This is a genomic window from Clostridium sp. C2-6-12, assembly GCF_009928485.1.
Classification (GTDB): Bacteria; Bacillota; Clostridia; order Clostridiales; family Clostridiaceae; genus Clostridium.
This window is the reverse complement of the sequence record NZ_JAABNP010000003.1, coordinates 241,464-265,803: the sequence shown is the minus strand read 5'-3', so window position 1 is coordinate 265,803 and position 24,340 is coordinate 241,464. Positions and strand designations below refer to the sequence as shown.

24 protein-coding genes and 4 pseudogenes are annotated in these 24,340 nt (G+C 28.3%); 18 read left to right on the top strand and 10 right to left on the bottom strand.

The features are described from left to right. The first annotated feature begins 38 nt into the window (after positions 1-38). Positions 39-266 carry an ABC transporter substrate-binding protein gene (locus tag GXK56_RS04370; protein WP_160685536.1) on the top strand — a complete coding sequence of 76 codons (228 nt, stop codon included), beginning with the start codon at positions 39-41 and terminating at the stop codon, positions 264-266. Positions 267-327: 61 nt separating this feature from the next. Here the strand turns inward: GXK56_RS04370 and GXK56_RS04365 are convergent, their stop codons facing one another. Further along, positions 328-1,950: a recombinase family protein gene (locus GXK56_RS04365; RefSeq protein WP_160685534.1), complete on the bottom strand. Its 1,623-nt coding sequence runs from the start codon at positions 1,948-1,950 to the stop codon at positions 328-330. Between the two features lie 184 nt (positions 1,951-2,134). Between GXK56_RS04365 and GXK56_RS04360 the strand changes: the two genes are divergently transcribed. Further along, on the top strand, positions 2,135-2,296 hold the full coding sequence (locus GXK56_RS04360; protein ID WP_160685532.1) for a hypothetical protein: 162 nt from the start codon (positions 2,135-2,137) through the stop codon (positions 2,294-2,296). 228 nt (positions 2,297-2,524) lie between these two features. Here GXK56_RS04360 and spoVAE read toward each other — a convergent pair whose 3' ends face one another. Genes spoVAE through GXK56_RS04335 form a run of 5 tightly spaced genes read right to left on the bottom strand, consistent with a single transcriptional unit; the run spans position 2,525 to position 5,473 of the window. Further along, entirely contained in the window at positions 2,525-2,878 is a 354-nt protein-coding gene (gene spoVAE / locus GXK56_RS04355; protein ID WP_160685530.1) for a stage V sporulation protein AE, read from the bottom strand. Positions 2,879-2,899: 21 nt separating this feature from the next. Further along, on the bottom strand, positions 2,900-3,901 hold the full coding sequence (gene spoVAD / locus GXK56_RS04350) for a stage V sporulation protein AD (RefSeq protein WP_160685528.1): 1,002 nt from the start codon (positions 3,899-3,901) through the stop codon (positions 2,900-2,902). Further along, positions 3,902-4,381 (bottom strand): stage V sporulation protein AC, encoded by a 480-nt coding sequence (gene spoVAC / locus GXK56_RS04345; protein ID WP_160685587.1) that lies wholly within the window; start codon positions 4,379-4,381, stop codon positions 3,902-3,904. A gap of 12 nt (positions 4,382-4,393) precedes the next feature. Further along, entirely contained in the window at positions 4,394-5,254 is an 861-nt protein-coding gene (locus GXK56_RS04340; protein WP_160685526.1) for a DUF421 domain-containing protein, read from the bottom strand. Positions 5,255-5,266: 12 nt separating this feature from the next. Beyond that, positions 5,267-5,473 carry a DUF1657 domain-containing protein gene (locus GXK56_RS04335; protein WP_160685524.1) on the bottom strand — a complete coding sequence of 69 codons (207 nt, stop codon included), beginning with the start codon at positions 5,471-5,473 and terminating at the stop codon, positions 5,267-5,269. 247 nt (positions 5,474-5,720) lie between these two features. On the opposite strand from GXK56_RS04335, the gene GXK56_RS04330 reads away from it, so the two are divergent. Then, positions 5,721-5,924 (top strand): DUF1657 domain-containing protein, encoded by a 204-nt coding sequence (locus GXK56_RS04330; protein ID WP_160685522.1) that lies wholly within the window; start codon positions 5,721-5,723, stop codon positions 5,922-5,924. Positions 5,925-6,170: 246 nt separating this feature from the next. On the opposite strand, the gene GXK56_RS04325 is transcribed toward GXK56_RS04330, so the two are convergent. Both GXK56_RS04325 and GXK56_RS04320 read right to left on the bottom strand, forming a co-directional pair. Further along, a complete protein-coding gene (locus tag GXK56_RS04325) occupies positions 6,171-6,536 on the bottom strand; it encodes a DUF4363 family protein (protein WP_160685520.1) in 366 nt (121 codons plus the stop codon). Positions 6,537-6,549: 13 nt separating this feature from the next. Then, positions 6,550-7,278 (bottom strand): DUF421 domain-containing protein, encoded by a 729-nt coding sequence (locus tag GXK56_RS04320; RefSeq protein ID WP_160685518.1) that lies wholly within the window; start codon positions 7,276-7,278, stop codon positions 6,550-6,552. 360 nt (positions 7,279-7,638) lie between these two features. On the opposite strand from GXK56_RS04320, the pseudogene GXK56_RS04315 reads away from it, so the two are divergent. Beyond that, positions 7,639-7,977, top strand: a pseudogene (locus tag GXK56_RS04315) (ABC transporter substrate-binding protein); the annotation flags it as partial. A gap of 22 nt (positions 7,978-7,999) precedes the next feature. Here the strand turns inward: GXK56_RS04315 and GXK56_RS04310 are convergent. Then, complete coding sequence (locus GXK56_RS04310; protein WP_160685516.1) at positions 8,000-9,601, bottom strand: recombinase family protein; 1,602 nt, start codon at positions 9,599-9,601, stop codon at positions 8,000-8,002. Between the two features lie 380 nt (positions 9,602-9,981). On the opposite strand from GXK56_RS04310, the gene GXK56_RS04305 reads away from it, so the two are divergent. The 9 genes and pseudogenes from GXK56_RS04305 (at position 9,982) to GXK56_RS27685 (ending at position 20,297) form a co-directional block, all read left to right on the top strand. Next, entirely contained in the window at positions 9,982-11,637 is a 1,656-nt protein-coding gene (locus GXK56_RS04305) for an ATP-binding protein (RefSeq protein ID WP_160685513.1), read from the top strand. Beyond that, positions 11,627-13,516: an ATP-binding protein gene (locus GXK56_RS04300; protein WP_160685510.1), complete on the top strand. Its 1,890-nt coding sequence runs from the start codon at positions 11,627-11,629 to the stop codon at positions 13,514-13,516. The genes GXK56_RS04305 and GXK56_RS04300 overlap by 11 nt, the downstream gene beginning before the upstream one ends. A gap of 971 nt (positions 13,517-14,487) precedes the next feature. Further along, the gene (locus tag GXK56_RS27690) at positions 14,488-14,652 is read left to right on the top strand and encodes a hypothetical protein (protein WP_202127824.1); all 165 of its coding nucleotides are present in this window, start codon (positions 14,488-14,490) and stop codon (positions 14,650-14,652) included. Between the two features lie 465 nt (positions 14,653-15,117). Then, a pseudogene (locus GXK56_RS04290) lies at positions 15,118-16,059 on the top strand (IS982 family transposase). 321 nt (positions 16,060-16,380) lie between these two features. Then, positions 16,381-18,060 carry an AAA family ATPase gene (locus tag GXK56_RS04285; RefSeq protein WP_160685505.1) on the top strand — a complete coding sequence of 560 codons (1,680 nt, stop codon included), beginning with the start codon at positions 16,381-16,383 and terminating at the stop codon, positions 18,058-18,060. A gap of 254 nt (positions 18,061-18,314) precedes the next feature. Then, positions 18,315-18,683: pseudogene (locus tag GXK56_RS28700) on the top strand (hypothetical protein); the annotation flags it as partial. Between the two features lie 335 nt (positions 18,684-19,018). Then, positions 19,019-19,426, top strand: coding sequence for a bacteriohemerythrin (locus GXK56_RS04275; RefSeq protein ID WP_160685586.1), 408 nt, complete (start codon positions 19,019-19,021; stop codon positions 19,424-19,426). A 158-nt stretch (positions 19,427-19,584) separates the two neighbouring features. After that, positions 19,585-19,878 (top strand): zinc ribbon domain-containing protein, encoded by a 294-nt coding sequence (locus GXK56_RS04270; protein ID WP_243156007.1) that lies wholly within the window; start codon positions 19,585-19,587, stop codon positions 19,876-19,878. 248 nt (positions 19,879-20,126) lie between these two features. Then, positions 20,127-20,297: a hypothetical protein gene (locus GXK56_RS27685; protein ID WP_202127822.1), complete on the top strand. Its 171-nt coding sequence runs from the start codon at positions 20,127-20,129 to the stop codon at positions 20,295-20,297. A 62-nt stretch (positions 20,298-20,359) separates the two neighbouring features. Here the strand turns inward: GXK56_RS27685 and GXK56_RS04265 are convergent, their stop codons facing one another. Further along, positions 20,360-20,794, bottom strand: a complete 435-nt coding sequence (locus GXK56_RS04265; RefSeq protein WP_160685502.1) for a helix-turn-helix transcriptional regulator — start codon at positions 20,792-20,794, stop codon at positions 20,360-20,362. A gap of 36 nt (positions 20,795-20,830) precedes the next feature. On the opposite strand from GXK56_RS04265, the pseudogene GXK56_RS04260 reads away from it, so the two are divergent. The 5 genes and pseudogenes from GXK56_RS04260 to GXK56_RS04240 form a co-directional block, all read left to right on the top strand. After that, positions 20,831-21,298: pseudogene (locus tag GXK56_RS04260) on the top strand (ABC transporter substrate-binding protein); the annotation flags it as partial. Positions 21,299-21,331: 33 nt separating this feature from the next. Continuing rightward, positions 21,332-22,099: an ABC transporter ATP-binding protein gene (locus tag GXK56_RS04255; RefSeq protein ID WP_160685496.1), complete on the top strand. Its 768-nt coding sequence runs from the start codon at positions 21,332-21,334 to the stop codon at positions 22,097-22,099. Then, the gene (locus GXK56_RS04250; protein WP_160685493.1) at positions 22,092-22,937 is read left to right on the top strand and encodes an ABC transporter permease; all 846 of its coding nucleotides are present in this window, start codon (positions 22,092-22,094) and stop codon (positions 22,935-22,937) included. Before GXK56_RS04255 ends, GXK56_RS04250 begins: the two co-directional genes overlap by 8 nt. 167 nt (positions 22,938-23,104) lie before the next feature. Then, on the top strand, positions 23,105-23,461 hold the full coding sequence (locus tag GXK56_RS04245) for a CidA/LrgA family protein (RefSeq protein ID WP_160685490.1): 357 nt from the start codon (positions 23,105-23,107) through the stop codon (positions 23,459-23,461). A 38-nt stretch (positions 23,462-23,499) separates the two neighbouring features. Further along, the gene (locus GXK56_RS04240; RefSeq protein ID WP_160685487.1) at positions 23,500-24,213 is read left to right on the top strand and encodes an LrgB family protein; all 714 of its coding nucleotides are present in this window, start codon (positions 23,500-23,502) and stop codon (positions 24,211-24,213) included. Positions 24,214-24,340 lie beyond the last annotated feature (127 nt).

The window sequence follows — 24,340 nt, the reverse complement described above, 5'->3', positions numbered from 1 at the left end:
ATGATACACCATGAATACTATTAGGAGATGTTTTCTTTATGAGAAAGAAAATAAAAGTTTTAGCCGCTTTACTACTTTCATTTACAACTGGAATATTTGTCATTGGATGTGGCAGTTCTAAAACAGCTAATGAAGGTAAAGTAAAAGTACGCTTAAATGAAGTAACTCGTTCTGTTTTTTATGCACCTATGTATGTTGCAATGAGTCAAGGATTTTTTGAACAAAATGGAATAGAAATTGACTTACAAACAGGACAAGCTCCTTGAACTCATATGCAAATATTTTATAATTGCTTTAAGCAGCATTAATAAATTCCAATCTACGTTTTTAATTAAAATTAATAATTAAATTTTTGGTAACCCCATTCCAAGAAATCTTATTTATTAATCCTTTAATCAAGGATTTTTTTTCATTTTGAGTCAAATTATCTATTAAAGAACACCCTTCTTGAAGAGATATAGTAAAAGGGAGAGAGGATTCTTCATAATTACTTTGAAGGATTTTATCATTAAATTTATTTAGTTCACTCTTTAATTGATTTAATTCAAGATTAAGTTCCTTTATCTTAGGAATAACTACATCAAAAAAGTCGGGACTTAAAGATAGCTTTTTTAGTAGATTATCAACCTGAGCTTTTTTTTGTTTAATTAGTATATATAGGTTATTCTCTATTGTTTTAGTATCTGTAACAACAGATTTTTTATTTTCCTTATTTTTTTCCATAAGATTTTTTATTAAGATATGATTATTTATTTCTATTTTCTTTATTGTGTTAATTATAATTGAATCTATTTGGTCTACTCGTACATTTGGATTATTACATCTGCTTCCTTTAGAGGATTTTTTTAAGGTGCATGCGTAATAATATAATTTAGTATTATTATTACGGAGAGGACCATGTATTATCCTCATTGGAGAACCACATTTCTCACATCTTATTATTCCAGTTAATAAAGCATTGTGACTTCTGGTTGACATTATGAATTTATTACTATTATTTGAATAGAGATATTGAACTTTCAGCCAATCATTAGCTTCAATTATTCCTTTATGCCTGCTGACAGCAACTATCCAATCAGAGGAATTTCTAAATTCACGACAATGCTTACCATCCTTCGAATAATTTGTTTTAAGCTTATTATAGGTTAAAAATCCATGAATATTATCAGGTTCTCCACATAAAAGCATGCCTTTTGCTTCGAGATAAGTAAATATTTCTTTACTGGATTGTGCATAAACAGGATTAGTTAATATTAATTTTAAAGTTGATTTTCTGAAATTTGAACCACTTCTTGTCTTAAAATAATGCTGTAAAAGATACGCTTCAAGAGCATTTAAAGATTTTAATTCTAAGTATTTATTATATATAAGCTTAACTATTTCTAATTCTTCGTGATTTTCAGATAAGTTAGCCATTAAATGTTCTGTCATGTTTTCATCATAATAGCTTACAGGTTTAGAGTTATAGCCAAAAGGAGGTGTACCGCCGAGCCATCTGCCAGATTTAGCTAGTTCAAGCATATTGTCTCTTACACGTTCTGCTATTGTTTCACGTTCAAGCTGCGCAAATACTGAAGCAATATATATCATTGCTCGTCCTATTGGTGAACTTGTATCAAATTGTTCTCTAATGCTAATAAAGTTAACATTGTATTTTTGAAGAATTTCTAAAGTTGTAGAAAAGTCTGAAACATTTCTCGATATACGATCTAATCTATAGCAAATAAGGAGATTGATTTTTTTTAAGGAAATATCTTTCATAAGCATTTGAAATTTTGGCCTATTAATATTACCTCCTGAAAAACCTTCATCTTCATATATGAGAAAGTTATATATTTCGTTATTCCGATTTATTTTTAGCAGATAGTCCTTACACATTTGAACTTGATTTTCGATACTTTCACCTTTACCAGTAAGTTTTGATTTTCTACTATAAATTGCTACATTCACAGATAAGCCCCCATTTTTAAATATAGTAATGAATAAATATTATTTTATATAATATGAATCTAGTAAGAAAAATTATTAGTAATTATCATAGAATGAAAAAATCTTTCGTAGGTAAAGTTATGACTGTCACCAAAATTAATTGGAATGCATATAATAAAGTAAATAATTATAGGAGTTTTTTGGATTGAATATAAATGTCCACATAAATTATCCAGATAATATAAAAATATTAGAAAAGAAAGCAACAGATTTGGTAACTTTAATAATTATTGAAAAATTTTCAGTAAAGGAAATTAAGAAATTAATCGAAATGTTACAAGATAATTCAGAGAATATAAGGCTGTAAAGACAATTGGAGTAAAGTATTATAGAAAACGACAAAGGTAAATGCTCAGAGGCCAGTGTTTCGTATAAATTGGTATATTTTTTAATTTTTATCTTTATAATTGATATAAATAAAACAATATATGCATATATAAAGTTTTATTCATATCAATATAAATATAAATAGTTTTGAAAATATTTACTATAAATTTTAGAATATAAATTACGAAACTAAAAATTAATAATTTGTTTAACCTTTTGGCTTAAATACCATGGCAGAAATAAAGCCAAAAATTATTGCAGCAGAAACTCCTGTACTGACAGTTTTTAATACTCCAGTAAAGATGCCCATAAGACCTGTTTGCTGAGCTTCAGTTAAGGCAGACGTTACAAGAGTATTTCCAAAGCTGCTTATAGGAATAAATGCACCAGCACCAGCAAATTTGACTAAAGGATCATATAGCTCGAAACCTCCTAAGATGGCACCAATCACTACTAACGTACAAGTTGTGTGTGCTGGGGTTATTTTTAAAGTATCCATTATAAGCTGACCTATAACACAGATTAAACCACCTATTATAAATGCAAAAAATAATTTTTCCATATTTTTATTATACCTCCTTCTCTACATTTCTATTGAAACAGCATGGGCTATGGAAGGAATACTTTCCTTTTGTTGAAAGGATATGGGTGATAGTAATGCTCCTGTAGCAACAACTAAAATTTTCTTTAGTTCTCCTTTTCGCATACGATTAAGTAAATGCCCATAGGTTACTGTAGCAGAACAGCCGCATCCACTGCCACCGGCAAAGGAGGGCTGTTCTTTTGTATATATTAAAAGCCCACAATCTGTAAATATATCCTTTGGCATGTTAATGCCGTGTTTTTCCAGCAGTGCATTTGCAAGTTCATGACCAACCTTCCCCAAATCTCCAGTAGCAATAAGATCATAATAGGAAGCATCAATATTTAGATCCCTAAAATGAGCTTCTATTGTGTCTACAGCTGCTGGTGCCATGGCTGCACCAACATTATATGGATCAGATACTCCCATATCTACAACTTTTCCTATGGTACAAGAAGTTACTTTTGGTCCATTTCCATTTTGACCTAGGACTACAGCACCTGCTCCTGTTACAGTCCATTGTGCAGTAGGCGGTCTTTGTACACCATAATCTGTAGGATATCTAAAGGTTTTTTCTGCTGCAGCATTATGGCTGCAGGCAGCAGCTACAACATATTTAGCAGCTTTACTGTCTATTAATTGAGCAGCTAGGGATAATCCTTCCATAGAACTGGAGCATGCGCCAAAGATTCCTAAGTAAGGTATGCCTAAAGTTCTAGCAGCAAAACTGCTAGAAATAAGTTGGTTCATTAGATCTCCGCTAAAAAAGAAATTAATATCTTCTTTTTGTATTTTTGATTTTAATATAGCCCTTTCACAAGCATGCTCAAGAAGCGCTTTTTCAGCTTTTTCATAACTATCCTGGCCAAGCCATAAATCTTCATAAAGTATATCAAAGTCGTTAGCTAAAGCTCCATTACTTTCAAAGGGTCCACCAACAGCAGCAGAAGCTAATATCGTAGGTTTAGAATTAAAAATCCAAGATTGATGACCTTTAAGCATTCACATCGCCCCCAACCATATTATTGTCATTTTTATAGCAGCAACTACAAAAGCAGAAAAAACACCATAAACAATAATTGCACCAGCAAGTTGAAACATATTTCCAGCTACGCCAAGTACAAAACCTTCACTTTTATGTTCAATTGATGCAGAAGCTATGGAATTGGCAAAGCCGGTAATAGGAACAGCAGTGCCAGAACCAGCCCATTGGCTAAGGTGGTCATAGATTCCGAGACCAGTAAGTAAAACTGCAAGGAAGATTAAAACCAGGGTAGTAGGACCAACAGAACTTTTTTCATCAAAATTGAAATAATTAATAAAAAACCATTGTAATAGCTGACCAATTGCACATATTGTACCACCTACTAAAAAAGCTCTATAACAATTTTTGAGTATAGGCCTTTTAGGTTCTATACTGCTTACTAGAGCATCATATTGCTGCTGAGCAGTGGTCATTCTTTTTTTCTTCATATTAGACATTATGTTCACCTTCTATCTTAATAAATGTGGTTCTAATTTTTTTAAGATTTTTTCTAATTTATCAGCATCTTGTGAATAAAGATTCTTTGCTTCTTCATTGTCGCTGTCTAAAGAAAAGGACATTAGATCAGCCTGACATTTTTCAATACTGGCATATAGCATATCTTTAATTTCTGTTTTAGGAACTTGTATCATATCATCAAAAAGATCTACATATAAATCGCCAGAAGAATCAACTTGACCTAGAAAAACATTTTCTAGTGACACTCCCTTAATTTCCAGCTGTGTTGTAAGCCAAGTTCGATTTAATCCAGCATTGGTAAGTCCTTCATTTAAAATATTACCATCTAAAATAACCGTCTGAGGCTCACGTTTTGTTCCAACTTTTTCTCCTAAATCAGATGCAGTAACAGGTTTTTTATCAGCTTTCAAAATTACATTTATATCGCCAGTTGTTTCCATAACCGCAAATTCAACATCAGCTAAATTAAATGCTTTTTTTGATCGCATTTCCTGTAAAAATTCTTGCCCTGTAATTCTTTCTTTTGATAGATTATCTTCCATTACCTTGCCATTTTTTATTAAGACTCTTTCTTTACCATGTACTATATTGTATATCCATTTACTTTTCATAGCACTGTAGTCTAATAAAATGGGCATTAATACCCATATTGCAAGAGTAGTTAATCCAAAATAAATATTAGGAAGCATATTTAAAGAAATTAAAGCAACTATAGCTGCTATTACAGCATAAGAAATAAAATCAAATGGAGTAGCTCTTGCTAAAGTTTTTCTTTTTAAATATTTTGATATAATTACTGCTAAAAAAAATAGTATTATTGAATTAAATAATAGCATTGACCAAGTATTCATAGTCAACCTCCCTTAGTTGCCTTTATATTGGGGTTCTTGGAACTCCATATTTCCTATTCGTTTTTCTAAATCTATTTTAATTTGATTGATTTCTTCTGATGCTTCAGTATAAGCAATTACAGCCTCTTTTGATCTTTCTTGCATAGAATACATTTTTAAAGTGACCTCAGCCCCCTTTAATGTAGCAAGTGTTTGTTTTACTTTTGAAATTGCAGTCATATAAAAATCTCCTTTATTAATATAATTATCTTCTAATGTACTTTAACCAATAGGCGTAATTTTAATTCATTTTTTTATAATAATAGATTGGAGTAATTGAATTGAAAGTTAAGGATGAAATTATATACTTTGTTTTTAAGTGTATATAAATGAATAAAGGGATTATATTTCATAATTAAAAATTGAATATTTAAATTGATTATGAACAAGATATAAAAGTCGATAAAAAAACAATGGAGGGATTAGTATGCCAACAGGAACAAAACTTGAAACAGCGGTAGCAAGTGCAAAAGGATTAGCAGCAGATATGATGACTTTTTCTTTAGACACAGATAATCAAGAGGCAAAACAAATGTTTAGCCAACTAGCAAATACAATGGATAATGTAGCACAAACTCTTGAATCAAGATGTGATTTTGTAAAGCAAGAAGAACCACAATACAATAAATAATCATTAGATGCTCTTATATTCAGTTGGATTTTATGGATATAAGAGCATCTAATGATTATTTGAAAGTTAAGAATCAAGAGAGTTGCACTTATAAACTTGTGAATCAAAAAATGAAATTTTTCTGCAATTACAACTTAAAGCCTGTTAGCTTTTACAGGAAAGGCTTTAAGCTTTTTTTGGTTCTAGAATAAAGAAGAAAGCTATTTATATGTAACAATAATAAGTAGCTTTCCTTCATATTAATATTTATTTGCCTAAGCCTTCCCAATGTTCATAAGCTTCGCTTAATTCCATAAGTGAAGAAGATTTATCTTTAGCCATTATGGCTCCATTAAGTCTTGCTAAATTTGAATCAAAAGAATTTATTTCATCTCTTTCTGAGCTGAATTGAATTCTTTTTACTATTACCTTCCAGGTATCTGATAAGTTGGCTGCATCTTCCTTAGCGCTTTTCCAATTTTCTGATTGTATATCTTGAATGGTTGATTGAATAGCTTCGGGAATGTTATCATTTTTTCCAAAAGAGTTCTTAAGAAAATGCCCACTAAGCATAATTAAAACAAACAAAGCTAATGATACTACTGGTATAGATATTATTATAAATTTTCTCATAACATTTTCCTCCTTAGTATGGACCTTTATAATCACCAATATCAGTTATCTTAATCATATGGTCATCATATTTGTCTATAAATAAAGAACCTGAAGGAGTTAAGGTTGCTAAAAATACATCTGAAATATCTTTAACTTCATGCATTTTCAATTGATCCATAAGCCACTTTTCGCTTTTGTTAAGCTGTTTCAAGTTTTGCCCTATAAGAACGCCATCATAAATTAGCTCAGTACTTATACCACTTGGTGCTTTTACAATGCTCATATCTTTTGGAGTTAAAGGTTCATATTCAGGCTTTTTTAAAACTGACAATTGACCATTTGGCTCAATGATTGCAAAATCAACCTGAGATAAATCAAAGACATCTTTAATTCTTAATAATCCCATGATATCAGCTGCAGTATATTTCATTTTTTTTAAGGCATCCTCCATTATCTTTCCATTCATTATAATAATTGTAGGTTCACCTTCTATGTATTTGGCTGCATATCGCCATTTTTCAGTGATTAACTCCATTAAATATCCAAGGAAAGCCCAAACAAAAAGACCAACGAAATGTGGCCATGCTCTGCTAGATAAATCCGTAGTAAGAGTTGCAGCAATAGAGCCAATTGTAATTCCAAGAGTATAATCAAAAAATGTTAACTGACTTATTTGCTGCTTTCCAAGTATTTTTGCAAAAATAAGCAGAGAAAAAAACGAAATAATAGAACGTACTAAAACCACTAATCCTTCATTCAAACTTTTGCGCCTCCTAATACTAATAATATAAATTTATTATTTGATTTATAGAAAAATTTATACTATTTTTTAGTTAAAATAATTTAGAGGTGATTATAAAAAGTTGCTTGGTGGAATTTTTAAAAATTAGGCAAAATCTATGTATGGTAGTATTTAAAGTTCCTAATTGTGCTATGGCACTCTTTATAAAGGTGCATATTTATTCTGAAGAATATTACCATAGAAGAATATATATTCTTCAGAATATGCACATATAAAAAGAGTGCGAAGCACAATACGGAACTTTTATTAAAAATGCGAGCTAAAAGGATTGTGGTATAAAAATATAGTTTATTTAATTGCATTTGAGTTCAAGTAGCACAAGGTGCTGATAAGACAATGCAGGCTGTTCTAAGTAAATCTGCAGACATAGGCTTTTGTGGTCCAGAGCAGACAATTTACATTAACAATCAAGGAAGAGAAGATTATCCAGTGCTTTTTGCCCAACTAACTCAAAAGGATGGTTCTTTTTTAGTTGGACGAACTAAGGAGGATAATTTTAAGTGGGAAAATATAAAAGGGAAAAATGTAATCGGAGGAAGACCTGGAGGAGTGCCAGCAATGGCGTTGGAATATGCTATGAAACAAAATAAAATTGATCCTAAGACAGATGTTAATATGGTTACCAATATTGACTTTGCTGCTACTGCAGGAGCATTTGGGCGCTACATTAAAGAGCGCCTTATGATTTATTAGTGGAAAATGGTTTAATAACTATTTCATTAGTATCTGAGTTATATGAAATATAATAAATTAGGGAATTAATAAAAAGCTTTTTCATAGAACAGTCCGCATTTTTCCACATGCTTTCAAAATTAATAAGTAATGAGGTGAAAAAGTTTATTTCATTAATAGCTTGTCTTAAATTATCGTTAGTATTTTCTGATTGAAGCTTTATTAATTTTAATTCATTTAGTTCGTTATTTAATTCTTCAATTTTTGAAGAAAGTAAATCATATATATTAGGATTTAAAGAAAGCTTGTCAATTAAGTTTCTAATTTGAAGCTCTTTCTGAGAAATTTTCTTTTCATAAGCTTTATCCTTATCTTTATCTAGAGATTCAGATACTAAGCTGTTTTTATATTCTTCAATGGCTTTAATTAATGATCCTTTATCAGCAATAGTTTCAAAAAGTTCTTTCATAACGTATTTTTCTAATATATCAAACCTTATATTTTTAGAGTCACAAATGCTATCACTAGAATTAAATTTATTTGCACATATATAATATCTAAAAATTTCACCAGTCTTTTTAGAGGAGTGACCTTGCTTTTGAAGCATCCTTCCACCACATTTTCCACATTGCAATACAGAATTAAATATTCCATATTCGCTGCCACTAACGAGTCTTGGCGCAAGAACCTTATTTTTATCTAATTGCCTTTGAACTTTAAGCCATAAATTATCATCAATTACACCTTCATGTTTTGAAACAGAAAAAATCCATTCACTAATATCTTTATATTTGTCTTTTGAATCTTTCTTATTATAACTCAGTATTCCATTGCCATTTGGATCACCAAAGATAGTTGCACCCTTAGTAGAAAGATATTTTATTACAACCTCAGAAGACTCAACATAAACAGGATTTCTAAGTAATAGCTGCAGAGCTTTTATATCCCAATTAGAATTTCTTTTTGTTTTAATATTATTTTGAATTAGATACTTTTGAAGTTTTCCAAGGCTTCCAAGAGTTAAATATTGTTCAAAGAAAAGTTTTATTAAAGAGACTTCAGCATCAATAGGAGATAATTTCATCAGCTTTTTTTGCTTAGAATTATTATCTAAATAATATACAGGTTCAGAACAAAATCCAAAAGGAGGAGTACCACCAAGCCAACGCCCAGTCTTAGCAAGCTCATACATATTATCTTTAATGCGCTCAGCTATAGTTTCACGTTCCAATTGAGCAAATACACTGCTAATAAACATCATAGCAGTCCCCATAGGACTAGAAGTATCAAACTGTTCACGTATTGAAATGAAATCTATTCCAAGGACTTTTAATTCATCAATAAGGCTAGAAAAGTCAGAAACATTTCTACTGATTCTATCAAGCCTGTAACAGATTATTGCATCAAACTTTTTTGCTTTAGCATCTTTCATCATAGATTTGAATTCAGGTCTGTTTGTGTTGCCTCCTGAAAAGCCTTCATCTTCATATATATAATATTCATCGTATCCATTATTTTTAGCATAGGATTTGCAGAGCTCTATTTGATTTTCTACACTTTCACCTTTGGTTGTAAATTTTGATTTTCTTGAATAGATGGCTGCTTTCATAGTATGCTCCATTTAATTATTAATAAATGGTTTGTGAATAGTATATTTTATAATTATTATATGAGAATTGAGCTTTCATTAATGCTTATATAATCGCTTAGTTTATACTAAGTTTAATATATATTTATGGAATGAATTATATATTTATCATATGACGAGTTTTTCAGAATTTTTTTCATGGAACACACAAACTGTATAAGTTAGTGGGATGGAAAATAAATGACCATATAAAGTTCATTTATTTTCCATCTCATTAATTACAAAATATGCTATAATGAGATTAAATTTCTAGCTATTATGATAGAAATTTAAAATATGGTTTAATTTGTTTTAGTGTAAACACTTTACACTAACCTAATTTATACAAGGGGGATTTATGTATGAATTTAAGAATTAAGGAATATTGTTTTGGAACAGTGCGTAGTGTTGATGGGAGTGAGATAGTTCTTAGAGCAGAAAAATTGAAAGTAGAGAATGGAAAGGATTATTTGCATGTTGAAGTTGGAGCTTTTGTTAATTGCGGAGGATTTCATGGAGATACTATTTGTATTGTAACTCGAATACAAATTGAGGAAGTAGAAAAAAGGGATGGAAATACGAAGGAAAATAAAATTGTAAATTTATCTGTAGTAGGTAGTTTAGATGGAAAGTCTAAATTTACGAGAGGGGTAGATCAGTTACCACCTATTAGTTGCGATTCATATTTATTAAAAGGTGAACAAATAAATTATTTATTGGGAATAGACGATCAAATGGATGATGAAAATAAGAAAAAATATTTCAATGTAGGAAGAAGATCTATGAAAGGAGCTGGTGATGTATATTTCGATTTGGATAGACTATTAGGAAGACATGTTGCTATCTTAGGAACTACAGGAAGTGGAAAGAGCAGCACAGTTGCTAGAATAGCTCAATCAATTTTAAGAGATTATCCATATCCAAGGCTTATATTTTTTGATGTGCATAATGAATATCAAAATGCTTTTTCAAAGCAATGGGAGGAAAAAGCTAATTGTATAGAGTGGAGTAAGTTTTCACTTCCATATTGGTTTCTTGATTTGGAAGAATTTATTAATATTTATTATCCAAGTGCAGGTGGAACACAAAAAATGTACATAAAAGATCTAATAGAGGAACTAAAAAGCGAACAAATTGAAGATGTTACATTGAAAGAAAGAATTTCAGTAGATAGTCCAATATTTTTTGATATAGATAAATTGATTAAAAAAATAGAAGAAAAAAAAGAAGATTCTAAAACTAAAGCAGCTGATAAAGACACGTTTAATAAAATTATCTTAAAAATAAAAAGTATAAATGATGATACAAGGTTTAGTTTCTTGAAAACTGATAAGGAATCACAACTGTCATTAGGTGAATATTTTACATCTTTATTTGGAATTGATCCAGAAAATCAGAAGTATATATCAGTTTTAGATTTAAGTGGATTACCAACAGAAGTAAGAGCTATATGTGTTGGAGTTTTAGCACGACTATGCTTTGATTATTGTTATTGGGATATTGACCCTGAAAACTTACCTATATCATTAATATTGGAAGAAGCACATACATATATTCCGGAGGAAAATTCTTCTGAATATTCGCTATGCTTACAGAGAATTGAGAAAATTGCGAAAGAAGGCCGTAAGTATGGTATAAGTCTTGTTGTTGTAAGCCAGCGTCCTTCAAATGTTTCTTCAACAGTTTTATCTCAATGTGGTACGTTTATAACACTAAGATTAACAAGTGATTTAGATCAAAATAAGATAAGAAGGTTATTGCCAGACACGTTAGGTGATCAAGCGAATGTTCTTCCAAGTTTGCGTGACGGAGAAGCTTTAGTAACAGGAGATGCAATGCTATTGCCTGGAAAAGTTTATTTTGAGGAACCAAATCCTAGACCTAAAAGTAATGATGTTAGATTTCATAAAGCATGGACGAAAGGAATACCGAAAGACTATGATATACAAAAGATAATTCGAAATTGGCAAATACGTGAAAAAAGTTCAATATCAAAGGGTGGCGTTAATGAAAATTAAAAAAATAGATTTGAAAGGATGGCGTTCCTTTTCAGAAGAAAATGGAATAATATTATCAAATTTGAAGCATATTAATTTATTGATAGGACCTAATAATTCAGGTAAATCTAATTTATTTCGATATTTTTATTATTTACGTGAATTAGCATTGAAAGTTTTAAAAGATAAAAAGCAAAGTTATAATGTGCTTGCAGATTATGATTTATATAATAAAATAAATGAAGTTTTTTCACAACAAGATACTTGGGCTTGGGAAAATGGAAAGATAGTATGTAATATAGAATTAGAAGATGTTGAATCTTTATGGGATGAAAATAAACCTACATTTCATGAAGATAAATCAAATCTAAAATTATATTCTATGCATGATACTAAAAATAAGATTACTTGTTTATCGGTAAAGTATGATAAAGAAAATTATTTGTTAATGCCAATGGAAGACAAACCTCAGGTATTTAATCCAAAGCGTGGATTTTATGAAAACCCAACAGATAGTTTAGATTATATTTTAGATACGTATCAATATTGGACTGCATTTATAAAAAGCTTAGTATTTGTTGATCCTATAAGACATTTTGATAGAGGAGAATCACCTCAAAAAGAATGTGATTTTGATGGAAGTAGCATTATCAAAGATATTATCAATTTGAGAAATGAAAAAGATTCAGAGTGGCTAATATATAAAGAAGAACTTCAAAAATGGCTTAGAAATATTCTTTCTGAACCATATTTTGAGATAGATCCTACGGCAACTGATATACGTTTTTATATTCAACGAGGTGATAAAAAGATATCATCATATCTAAATCAATTAGGAACTGGAGTATCACAATTATTTATGTTACTTTCATATTTGTATATGAATCGAGAAATTCCTTTAAATGTATTCATAGAAGAGCCAGAGTGCAATTTACATCCAGAAGCAGTAATACAGTTTGTTGATATTATTGAAAACAATTTTAAAAATCATAGATTTTTTATATCAACACACTCCTCAGCACTTATTGATAGAATAAGCAATACATGGAGCATTCACAAAATTGTTCGTAAAGAAAACAATGCATCAATAATACAACAATGTAATAATATTATAAAAAAATATGAGTTACTTGATGAGTTAGGAATTAGAGCATCTCAGTTATTACAAAGTAATTTTATTATTTGGGTAGAAGGTCCTAGTGATAGAATTTATTTAAATAAATGGATAAGTGATTTATCAGATAGAACTTTAATAGAAGGAAAACATTATAGCTTTTTGATGTATGGTGGATCTAACTTGGCAAGTTATAGCATAATGGATGATGAAAGGTTTATAAATATTTTAAGTACAAGTAGATATTGTGCAATAGTTTGTGATTCAGATAAATGTGAAGAAAGCAAAACGTTAAAGAAGCGTGTTCAGTCAATTATAGAGAGATTAGAAACGTTAAATATAGAAAAGATTGGAGATGAACAAAAATTTAAAGATTACATTTATTTATGGATAACAGAAGGTAGGGAAATTGAGAATTATATACCACAGGACCTTTTAATAAAGGTATTATCTATGGATAAGATTAGAAAACATTCTTTCAAAGAAGAAGAGGGGAATACGAAACTAGTTATAGAGTTAGAGAATTTAAACAAGAAAAAAATTTCTAAATTTGATTCATTTGATTGTTTTTATTCTCAGATGTATCTTTTAGAAGATGGTTCAGAATTAAGTTCAAAAGAAAAGGAAAAGATATCTAAACATTATACTGATAGAAAAGTTCAAATTGCAAAAGAAGTAATTTCGAATTGGGAGGATAAGAATTATAATGAATCATTAAATTTGAAAAGTGAAATTGAGAATTTAGTAGAAAGAATCAAGTGTTCTAATAGTCTCCTGATAAAATAGTTTTTAAACTAGTATTATAAAAATAAAGAAAAAGCTATTTTGATGTAACTAAAGGCAAATTAATACTATAAATTGTATTAAGAAAAATATACAAACAGCAAAAAAATTTGTATATAGATAATCAAAAGATATTAGCTGCTTGATTGACTTTCATATTTATCAAGCAGCTAATTTACTTGTATATATTAAATAAGAATATTTATTTTTGTTTAAACAAATTTTACAATTTTAACCTCAATCAAAAATATAAATGATTTTAAGGGAATAAGAGTTGGATAATTTAACTTCAGAATTGACTAATACCACGCTTCATGTGAAACAAAAGAATATTTTAATCATTAAATATTCTCACTTATAAATAATATTTCCGACACTACTTTTATTTGATTATTTTATAGTATTTATCAACTAAATGTTATAGGTATTTAAAGTACAATTAAAATAAAAACTCTTTTTTATAAATGTTTTTTAGTAAATCATTAGAATGAAAAGTTTTATTGATATCATTTACATTCTTTGATGAATGAGATAATGCTATTCATAGAGTTTTAAGTCTAGCAGTGATAGTTAAATCTATTTTTTGAATTTGTGTTGAACCTTTTGTAAATAATCCTAGATTTTCGTTTAACCATTAAATGTTATTATCTATTTTCTTAAAAACTGCATAATTTTTCATATTTGGGTTTCTAAGTAATCAAATCTGTTTTTAAAATCAAATTTTATTTCTTGCATTTCTAAATCCATTTTACTAAACAAACTTAGAATATCAGTATTATCTATCATAAATTCACCGCCCTTAACATTTAATCTAATAACATTATACATTCTAATCATATTTTAAAGTGAATTAAGTTATTTTATTACTTAAAAACTTAAATAATTATGGAAGAACTTATACTATTAAATTTATGAAGTAACAAATAAAAGTTTAGATCATATTATAAAATTATTAATCTCTTTGGAGAATAGAAATGAAAGGTGATGAATTAAAAGTAAAGATAATAGGATTAGAAAGTGAAAAGAGTTTTAATGAAATGTTAGCAAAGCTACAGGTATCTATTGTTATGAAAATGTGTCCACCAGAATTAAGAATGAAGGTTTTAGATCATGCGCTTAGTATATTAAAGAGGAATTAATTATTATTTTCAAACAAATTTATAATGTGGAGTTAGTGAAGTGATAAATATTTAAAAGATAGATATATTGAGTTAATAAAAAAAGAACTTGTAAGAAAAAGATTTCAAGACTTTAAATGTGGTAGGCTATTTTTAAGTTCAATAATTTTAATTAAATTAAGCCTTAAAATTGAATAATATAATGTTTACAATATATGTTATAATGATTTTATTATAAGGCAAATAGAATTATAGTTGATTTGATATATTGTGGGGTGAAGAGATGAATGAAATGATAGTACTAATAATTATATTATTATTTTGTTCTTATATTATTATTCAAACAGTTAGTGATAGGTCTATTAATACTAAATTAACTCTTTGTGCTAGTTAAATTCACTAGCATTATTTACAAATAGAAAAGCTCTAACAAATTTGTTACGCTATCATCAAAAGGACAAACAATCAATGATAGGAGGTAGCAATATGTTAGAGCCTAATAAAAATTCTAACATACTAATAAATGATTTAAAAGATTTTGTTACTGTTACTTTTGTAATAATTGATGATTTTTACCAAAAGGTTACACCAACGCATATTAAAAATCGTAGAAACGTTGATAAAGCTATAATGAGTGATAGTGAAATAATTACATTATCGATTGTTGGAGAACTACTTACTATCGACTCTGAAAAAGCTTGGTTAGGTTTTTGTACTAAAAACCTAAGAGATTTATTCCCAAAATTCTGTACAAGAACTAGATTTCATAGAACAAGAAAATCTTTGTTTAAAGTCGTCGATGAAATCCGTAAAGAAATAACTAAGTTTCTTAATTATAATTATGATGAATACAGAATTATGGATAGCATGCCTATTCCTGTTTGCAAGTTTGGAAGAGCACATTTTAATAAAACATTTAAGCATAAAGCTGCTTACGGAAAATGTGTTTCCAAAAAGGAAACATATTATGGATTTAAGCTTCATGCATTAATAGCATTAGATGGGTATTTGACTGACTTTACATTAACTCCAGGTAATATAGATGATAGAATCGCAGTATGGGAGTTAACTGAAAACTTGCAGTTTTCAACGGTTATAGGTGATAAAGGTTATGTAGATGATAAGCTAGAATTGGATTTAAAATCTGAAAATTCTATAAATCTTATTTCGCTTAAAAGAAAAAATAGTAAGAGTTTAATCCCAAAAAGATTTAGATAAATGATATTTAAAGCTAGAAGAAGAGTTGAAACCTAATTTTCTCAGCTCTCAGAACAATTAAATATACAAAGGGTTTTAGCTAAATCTATGTGGGGACTTATCAGTCGAATAAATAATAAAATACTAGCTCACAATATTTGTTGCTTTATCAATAAAACCTTAAATACCAAACCAGACATATTAAGAGTTAAGGACTTGATTTTTGGATAAATTTTCTTGAAATCCTGTTCCAGAACTCTAGGAATAGTATAGTCATATCTAATGGTATAATAATACTATTAATGAAAAATTATCTGTTAGCACAACGAGTTAAATTATTAAAAGAAAATACTAAAATTCTCGCTGAAATAAGAGATCTATTAAAAGAACAAAGCAAAAATAAGTAAGTTGATTTAATGTTACATTAATACACAAATATGAATACAAATTAGTTAAATAATAAGTGTATATAAATAATTATTTTAAATGTTATAAAAAATGTCTATAATAATACATAAGATAAAGAACCGTGCAGGAAAGAAGGTGTAGTAAATGAAAAAAAAAATAAAAATAGGAATATCTGATTTTAAGAAGCTAATAGAAGGAAAAAATTATTTCGTAGATAAAAGTTTGTTAATAAAAGAATTTATAGAAAATGGTGCTGATATTATATTAACACCAAGACCAAGAAGGTTTGGGAAAACTTTAAATTTAAGTATGTTGAAATATTTTTTTGATATAAGAACTAAAGAAGAAACAAAAGATTTATTCAAAGGCTTAAATATAGAAAACGAAGAAGAAATAATGAAGCTTCAAGGAGAATATCCTGTAATTTTTATTACATTTAAAAATCAAAAGCATATATCATATGAAAATTTTGAGGATGGAATTAGAGTTCTATTATCAGATTTATATAAAGAACATATTTATCTATTAGATAGTGATAAGCTGAGTGAATTTGATAAAGAAGATTTTAAAAATGTGATTTTGAAAAAGGCTACAATAGCTGAGAACTCAGAAGCTATAAGTGCTCTTATGCGTTACATGAATAAATATTATGGAAGAAAAGTAATGCTATTTATAGATGAATATGATGTGCCAATCCAAGAAGGATATATACAAGGCTATTATGACAAAATGATAGTATTAATAAGAAATTTACTAACAGCAGCATTAAAGGATAACTTATGTATTGAAAAATCTTTAATAACAGGAATACTCAGAGTTGCAAAAGAAAGTATTTTTTCTGGATTAAATAATATTCAAGTAAATACTGTTTTAGGTTTTAAATTTAACGAGAAATTTGGATTTACTGAAAAAGAATTAAAAGAACTTTTAATATATTATGATTTAGACGATAAAAGTGAAGATATAAAGAAATGGTACAACGGATATATTTTTGGTGGAGAAGTAATATATAACCCATGGTCAGTTTTAAATTATATTGATAATAACACAAGTGGTTTCATGCCATATTGGATTAATAGCAGCAGCAATGATTTGATAAAAAAATTACTGCTTAAAGGTGACAATAAGTTAAAGCTTGAACTTGAAGAACTTATAGAAGGGAAATCAATAAACAAAGTAATTGATGATAATATAGTAATGTCAGAGGTGGAAGATTCTAATGAGAATATTTGGAGTTTTCTATTAATGAGCGGATATTTGAAGGCTGTTAAAACTGAAAATATAGAAGGCTTATTAAATTGTGAATTAAAAATACCTAATAAAGAAGTATTGATTTTCTATAAGAATTTAATTGAAAAATGGTTCAAGGAAACGGTGACCAATGAGTATTATCAAACAATGTTAGACACATTGATAAATGGAAATATAAAAATTTTTGCAGGTATCTTTAAAGAATTTGTAATTAATAATTTAAGTTACTTCGATATATCAGGAAGAGAACCAGAAAGAGTTTATCATGCCTTTGTTCTTGGGATGCTTGTATCACTTTCAAATGATTATGAGGTTAAATCAAATAAAGAAAGTGGTTATGGGAGGTATGATGTTATGATAATTCCTAAGGATAACTCTAAAATAGGAATTATTATTGAATTTAAGAAAATTGATTATTTTCTAGATGATACTATAGAAGAGGCAACAAAAGAGGCTTTAAACCAAATTGAAGAAAAGAAGTATGAAACGGAGCTAGTACAAAAAGGTGTAAAGAACATAATAAAGCTTGCTATTGTGTTTAAAGGAAAAGAAATTACAGTTACTCAAGGATAAAATATAAAAATCAAATATAGTTTAAAAAATGGTAATATTTTTAATGAAAATAAATTTGAAATATTACCATTTATTTTTGTATTTCTATTTTTTGTATTATGGTGAAGGAATTTCTATAATAATGTAGAAATAATTTTATAAACAGAAAATTATAAAGGAGATGCGAAATAATGAACAAATAAAAAAGACTAATTGCTGGTTTTATTACGTTAATGACATTTTTTGCAGTAACACCAATGGTTGCAAATGCTGAATGGAAGTCAGACTCAAATGGATGGTGGTATACAGAAGGAAACTCTTGGGCAACTGGGTGGAAGCAAATTAATGGAGCTTGGTATTATTTCTATTCAGATGGATATATGGCTCATGATACAACTGTTGAAGGATATTATTTAAATAGTAATGGAATTTGGATTTCTAATCAAACAAATAACACTAGTGCAAATTATTCAAGTAGTAATGCATATGTAGATATTAGTGGAAATGGACTTATAAAAGGAAGCAAAAATAAGATATATCATGTTCCAGATGGAAAATATTATGATAAAACAACAAACGTTGTACAATGGTTTAAGACTGTAGAAGAAGCAGAAGCTGCTGGATATAGAGCTCCTGAAAAATAGTATCGATTAAAACTATATTAAGGAAATAAAGACTAGAAAGCTAAATTAAAATGGATATTATAGTCTTTTTTTGTCCAAATTACAAGAATATATTATTAAAATAATCATGTGACAATTAATGTTATATAATGACAAAAATAATTATAGAATACTAACTAATAACAAAAAAATATAAATAAATAAGAAGAATAATTAAAAATTCTGCTATTTTTTGTGGAAATAAAAGTAAATAAAAGTAAACATAAAAAGAGGTATTTTTACAAAATTGTAGAAATAATTATATATGGTTTTAAAAGACAATAATATAATTTATGAGAGGTGTGTTTTGTATGGGCATGGGTATGAACTGGGACAATAATTTATCAACAGGAATTAATAGTATTGACAATCAACACAAAGAATTGTTTGATCGTATTAATCAATTGTTATCTGCAATGAAAGAAGGAAAAGCTAAAGATGAAATCATGAAAACATTAGATTTTCTTGAGGAATATGTTATTAAACACTTTACAGAAGAAGAAATGATTCAAAGGAAGAATAACTATCCTAAATATAATATGCAACACGAACAACATGAACAATTTAAAAGTGAATTGAAAAAATTAAGAGAAACCTTTGATTCAAAAGGAACATCTGCATTATTAGTTTTAAATGTTCAAAAAGAAATGTCAAATTGGTGGAGAAGCCATATAACTGGAATGGACAAGGATTTAGGTCAATTTTTAATGACAAATAATAAATAAAAGTATTTTATAGAAAGTTATGTTGTGAATAACATTTAAAATAAAGTTTAACATTAAATGAAAGCAGTAGCCAAGAGTGGACTACTGCTTGTTTTAGGTTCAGAAATATTTTTTAGGCAATATGTTATAATAAAGATATAATTAGATAAGAAAAACTATTGAGTAAGTTTCATATTTTGAAAGGAATGATAAAAATGGAAGAAGTAACAATGTGTCAAAGTTGTGGTTTACCCTTTAATGAAGAACATTCGCATTTCATAGCAACAGAGCTAGACGGAAGTAAAAGTATTTATTGTACCAATTGCTACAAAGACGAAAAATTCATACAGCCCAATATATCAATGGAAGAAATGATTGAGATAATTATGCCTGTTTTAGGAGCAGCGATAGGAGAAGAAGAAGCAAGAAAAGAATTGACTTCTTTGTTACCAAAACTTAAACGTTGGAGATAAGTATTTAATAAAAAGATGTTTACATTGTACCAGTAGATAAATTAATTTGTTATTTTGGAGTTTTTTGTTTAAATTTATATTTTAAATATGGTATAATTCATTTGGCTAAATTGCACAATAGCCATTAGGTTGAGGGGATATGGGTAATCATATGCCCTCAATTTATTTTAAGAAAAGATTAATATTATTGACATTAAACTGACAAAAACAAATGGTATTATATTAGTATAAAGTGAGGTGAAATATGCATGGGTAATATAATGAAAATTAATTTGTATGTAAAAAATAACGATAAAAAGAAAAATAAATTAAATCTAAAAACGGTAGAAAAAATTATCAAATCTTATAACAGTTGGTTAAAACAAACCAATAGAGAGGATAAAATAGAAAATTATGAGGAATTTTTACGAGTTCAATAATTATTTTTAAAGGGTGGTAAACATTAGAAGGAATGTTTGCAACCCTATTTTTTTGCAGTATTTTAAATTAAAATATTAAGAAGCTTTATTTTATTATTTATTCTAGAAAATATATCTCTAGATGGTATATCATATCCATAATAAAATCTATATAAACTTCTCTTTGATATGTTTAAAATTTTACAAATTTTATTTTTACTGAATTCAGTATTATTTAATAACTGAGTAAGATCCTCATGAAAACTATCCATTTTTTCTAAATAATCATCATAAAAATATTTTGTATTAAGGTTAAAAAAGTTAGATAATATAATTGAATTTTTCTTAGTGGGAAATAATTTACCACGTTCATATTTAGATATATGTGATTTATTAATTCCAGTAATATGTGACAATTCTTTTTGAGTTAAATTATTTATATTTCTAAGTCTAACTAAATTTTCAGCTATTGTATTAGCTGGCATATCTTTAAACTCATCTTTTAAATCAACTTTCAAAACACACTTATCTAAAATCGTTTTTTCATGTACCGAGCATTTAAAGGTGGTACTGGCGATTACGTAGCACTCTTTGAGCCAACAGCTTCAGTTCTTGCAAAAGAAGGAACAGGTACAATTCTTGCATCAGTTGGTGAAGAATCAGGTCTTATTCCGTATACTTGCTATTTTGCTACAAAATCTTATATGGATAAGAATCCAAAGGTTATAGAGAATTTTACAAAGGCAATTTATAAGGGACAAGTATGGTTCTTTAGTCATAGTACAGAGGAAACAGCTGATAGTATAATTCAGTATTTTCCAGGAACTGATAAAGAGACAATTAAGACAGTTATTGATAATTACAAGAAGATTGATGCTATAGCTCATACTCCAGAAATAAAAGAAGAAAACTTAAACAGGCTTATGACTATAATTTCAGATTATGATTCAAATTTAATGCCACAAAGACCAGAATTTACAAAGATAGTTGATAATTCATATGTAGAAAAGGCAGTAAAATAAACTGAATTAAGATAAGAAGGTGGTGGATTAAATTTGAGTTTGGTTAAAGTATCAAAGGTATCTTTAAATTACCATTCCATAAAAGGAGAAACAACTGCTTTAAATAATGTTAACTTTGAAGTAAATGAGGGTGAATTTGTATCGATTTTAGGTCCATCAGGATGTGGTAAGTCTACATTGCTTAATATAATGAGTGGATTACTAGAACCTTCAAATGGAACAGTATTATATAAAGATGAAGATATAAAAAATAATTTAGATAAAATCGGATATATGTTTCAAAAGGATCATCTTTTTGAGTGGAATACAGTTTGGGAAAATGTAATCTTAGGATTAAAGATAAAAAAACAGTTAAATGAAGAAACAAAGGAAAGAGCAAATGAGTTATTAGATGTTTATGGCTTATTAAGATTTAAGAATCATTATCCAAGTGAACTTTCAGGTGGAATGAGACAAAGAGTAGCACTTATAAGAACATTAGCTTTAAAGCCAGATGTACTCTTTTTAGATGAACCCTTTTCAGCTTTAGATTATCAATCAAGACTTTTAGTTTGCGATGATGTTTATAAGATAATAAAAACAGAAAAAAAGACAGCTATTATGGTAACACATGATATTGCCGAAGCTATTTCCGTATCTGAAAAAGTGATAGTCTTAACCAAGAGACCTGCCAATGTAAAAGTAGAAATATCAATAAATTTTGAAAACAGTGATTTAACTCCTTTTCAAAAGAGAAGAAGTCCGCAGTTTACCGAATATTTTAATAGATTGTGGAAGGAGTTGAATGAAGGAAATGAGTAATAAACGGGAAAATAATAAAATTCTAAAAATGAAGGATGAAAATAAAGTTAGTAAGGAACATGAAATATATTTAAAGAAAGTAGTTTCAACTAAAAGAAAAGTTGTAATTATAAGAGTTCTTATACTAGTTATTTTTATAAGTTTATGGCAGATAGGTGCAAATTTGAAATGGATTGATCCTTTTTTAACTTCCAGTCCAGCTAGAGTTATAAAGTCTTTTGTTTCTTTATATGAAGATGGAAGTTTATTTAAGCATATAGGAATTACTTGTTATGAAACGATTTTAGGCTTTTCTCTAGGAACAATTTTCGGGGCATTAATTGCAGTTATTTTGTGGGCATGCCCTTTTGTATCCAAAATATTAGATCCATATTTAGTTGTTTTAAATGCACTTCCTAAGGTGGCTTTAGCACCAATTATAATATTTTGGATTGGAAATGGAATGCCTGCAATAATTGTTATTGCTTTGCTAATTTCAGTTATAACAACAATTATAAGTGTATTAACAGGTTTTAATGAAATAGATAAAGAAAAAATTATGCTTATGAATACCTTTAGGGCATCAAAAATACAGATATTACGGTATTTAATTTTCCCATATTCTATTCCAATATTCATTTCAGCTCTAAAGATAAATGTTGGGTTATCCTGGGTAGGTGTAATAATGGGGGAATTCTTAGTTGCAAGAAATGGCTTGGGATTTTTAATAGTTTATGGCGGACAAGTTGCCCAGCTAGATATGGTAATGATGAGCATAGTTATTCTTTCGGTAATTGCATTTATAATGTATGAAATAGTTGCCTTTGTCGAAAAAAAGATTGTGAGAGATAAAAGTTAAAAATAAGGCAGTTATAAAGGTTATCTTGAAAAAGGTAACCTTTACTTAAGGTAAAAAGCCGTTTTACTTATTCTTTTAATAGTGGTAAATTTAATTATAAGAGACATCTAAAATAATAGCTAAAGGGCTATTTAAATTTTTGTCTAAGTAATTGGAGGATGATAAAATTGAAATTATTTAGAGAAGCATTAATTATACTTGGAATTTATTTAGTTGGAGAATTTTTGTCGACCTCACTTCATTTGCCCATACCGGGAAATATTTTAGGTATGATAATATTGTTTGTTTTATTATATACTAAGGTGGTTAAGGTTGATAATATTTCAAATATAACAAGTTTTTTATTGGATCATTTAGCTTTTTTCTTTATTCCAGCAGGAGTTGGCTTAATGGCTTCAATGGGAATAATAAAATCAACATGGTGGCAGTTATTAGTTGTGTGTTTATCTACAACTGTAATAATAATAGGAGCTACTGGAATTATTGTTCAGGCAATTTCTAAAAGAGCAAAAGAAAAGAATTAATAAAATTTATAAACACATGAGAAAGGACGATGAAGTAGTTGAATATATTGATTAACAATGTTTTATTTGGAGTAGTGCTTTCATTAGCTGCTTTTGAAGTTGGAATATTTATTAACAGGAATACAAGAATACCTATTTTGAATCCATTGCTTATTGCAATAGCACTTATAATATGTTTTTTATTTGCATTTAACATTGATTTTGATACATATAATAAAGGTGGTCAATTTATAAATATGTTCCTTGGACCATCTACGGTAGTTCTTGCAGTACCTTTATATAAGCAGCTTGATCTACTTAAGGAAAATGCAAAGGCAATTTTAACAGGAATATTTGTAGGAAGTGTTATAGGGGCATTTTCTATAATAGGAATATCGTATTTAGTTGGATTAGATTCAAGTATAATAAAATCATTAGTTCCAAAGTCAGTGACAACCCCTATAGGAATATCTATAAGCAGTCAATTAGGAGGTTTGGTACCAATAACAGTATTAGCAATCATTGTTACAGGGATAATGGGAGCTGTATTTGGCCCTACTATTTGTAAAGTGTTTAGAATAAAGGATAAGGTAGCTGTTGGAATTTCAATAGGGACTGCAGCTCATGCTGTTGGAACCAGCAAAGCCTTGGAGCTTGGTGAAATTGAAGGTGCTATGAGCAGTCTTTCAATTGGTATTGCAGGTATTATGACAGTAATAATTGCACCAGCAGCATATAATTTTGCTACATTTTTGTATCATATGATAAAATAACTAATAGTAACACAATGTTTAATTATTAATTAAACATTGTGTTACTTATTTTATTATTAAAAACTAGTAAAAGTTTGATTCAAGCAATTTCTACAACAATCATGTGGGAATTGTTTTTTAATGCACC

Coding starts and splice junctions, on each gene's coding strand:
- GXK56_RS04370 (WP_160685536.1), top strand. CDS start 39: ATGAGAAAGAAAATAAAAGTTTTAGCCGCTTTACTACTTTCATTTACA.
- spoVAE (WP_160685530.1), bottom strand. CDS start 2,878: ATGGAAAAATTATTTTTTGCATTTATAATAGGTGGTTTAATCTGTGTT.
- spoVAD (WP_160685528.1), bottom strand. CDS start 3,901: ATGCTTAAAGGTCATCAATCTTGGATTTTTAATTCTAAACCTACGATA.
- spoVAC (WP_160685587.1), bottom strand. CDS start 4,381: ATGTCTAATATGAAGAAAAAAAGAATGACCACTGCTCAGCAGCAATAT.
- GXK56_RS04340 (WP_160685526.1), bottom strand. CDS start 5,254: ATGAATACTTGGTCAATGCTATTATTTAATTCAATAATACTATTTTTT.
- GXK56_RS04335 (WP_160685524.1), bottom strand. CDS start 5,473: ATGACTGCAATTTCAAAAGTAAAACAAACACTTGCTACATTAAAGGGG.
- GXK56_RS04330 (WP_160685522.1), top strand. CDS start 5,721: ATGCCAACAGGAACAAAACTTGAAACAGCGGTAGCAAGTGCAAAAGGA.
- GXK56_RS04325 (WP_160685520.1), bottom strand. CDS start 6,536: ATGAGAAAATTTATAATAATATCTATACCAGTAGTATCATTAGCTTTG.
- GXK56_RS04310 (WP_160685516.1), bottom strand. CDS start 9,601: ATGAAAGCAGCCATCTATTCAAGAAAATCAAAATTTACAACCAAAGGT.
- GXK56_RS04305 (WP_160685513.1), top strand. CDS start 9,982: ATGAATTTAAGAATTAAGGAATATTGTTTTGGAACAGTGCGTAGTGTT.
- GXK56_RS04300 (WP_160685510.1), top strand. CDS start 11,627: ATGAAAATTAAAAAAATAGATTTGAAAGGATGGCGTTCCTTTTCAGAA.
- GXK56_RS27690 (WP_202127824.1), top strand. CDS start 14,488: ATGAAAGGTGATGAATTAAAAGTAAAGATAATAGGATTAGAAAGTGAA.
- GXK56_RS04285 (WP_160685505.1), top strand. CDS start 16,381: ATGAAAAAAAAAATAAAAATAGGAATATCTGATTTTAAGAAGCTAATA.
- GXK56_RS04275 (WP_160685586.1), top strand. CDS start 19,019: ATGGGTATGAACTGGGACAATAATTTATCAACAGGAATTAATAGTATT.
- GXK56_RS27685 (WP_202127822.1), top strand. CDS start 20,127: ATGGGTAATATAATGAAAATTAATTTGTATGTAAAAAATAACGATAAA.
- GXK56_RS04250 (WP_160685493.1), top strand. CDS start 22,092: ATGAGTAATAAACGGGAAAATAATAAAATTCTAAAAATGAAGGATGAA.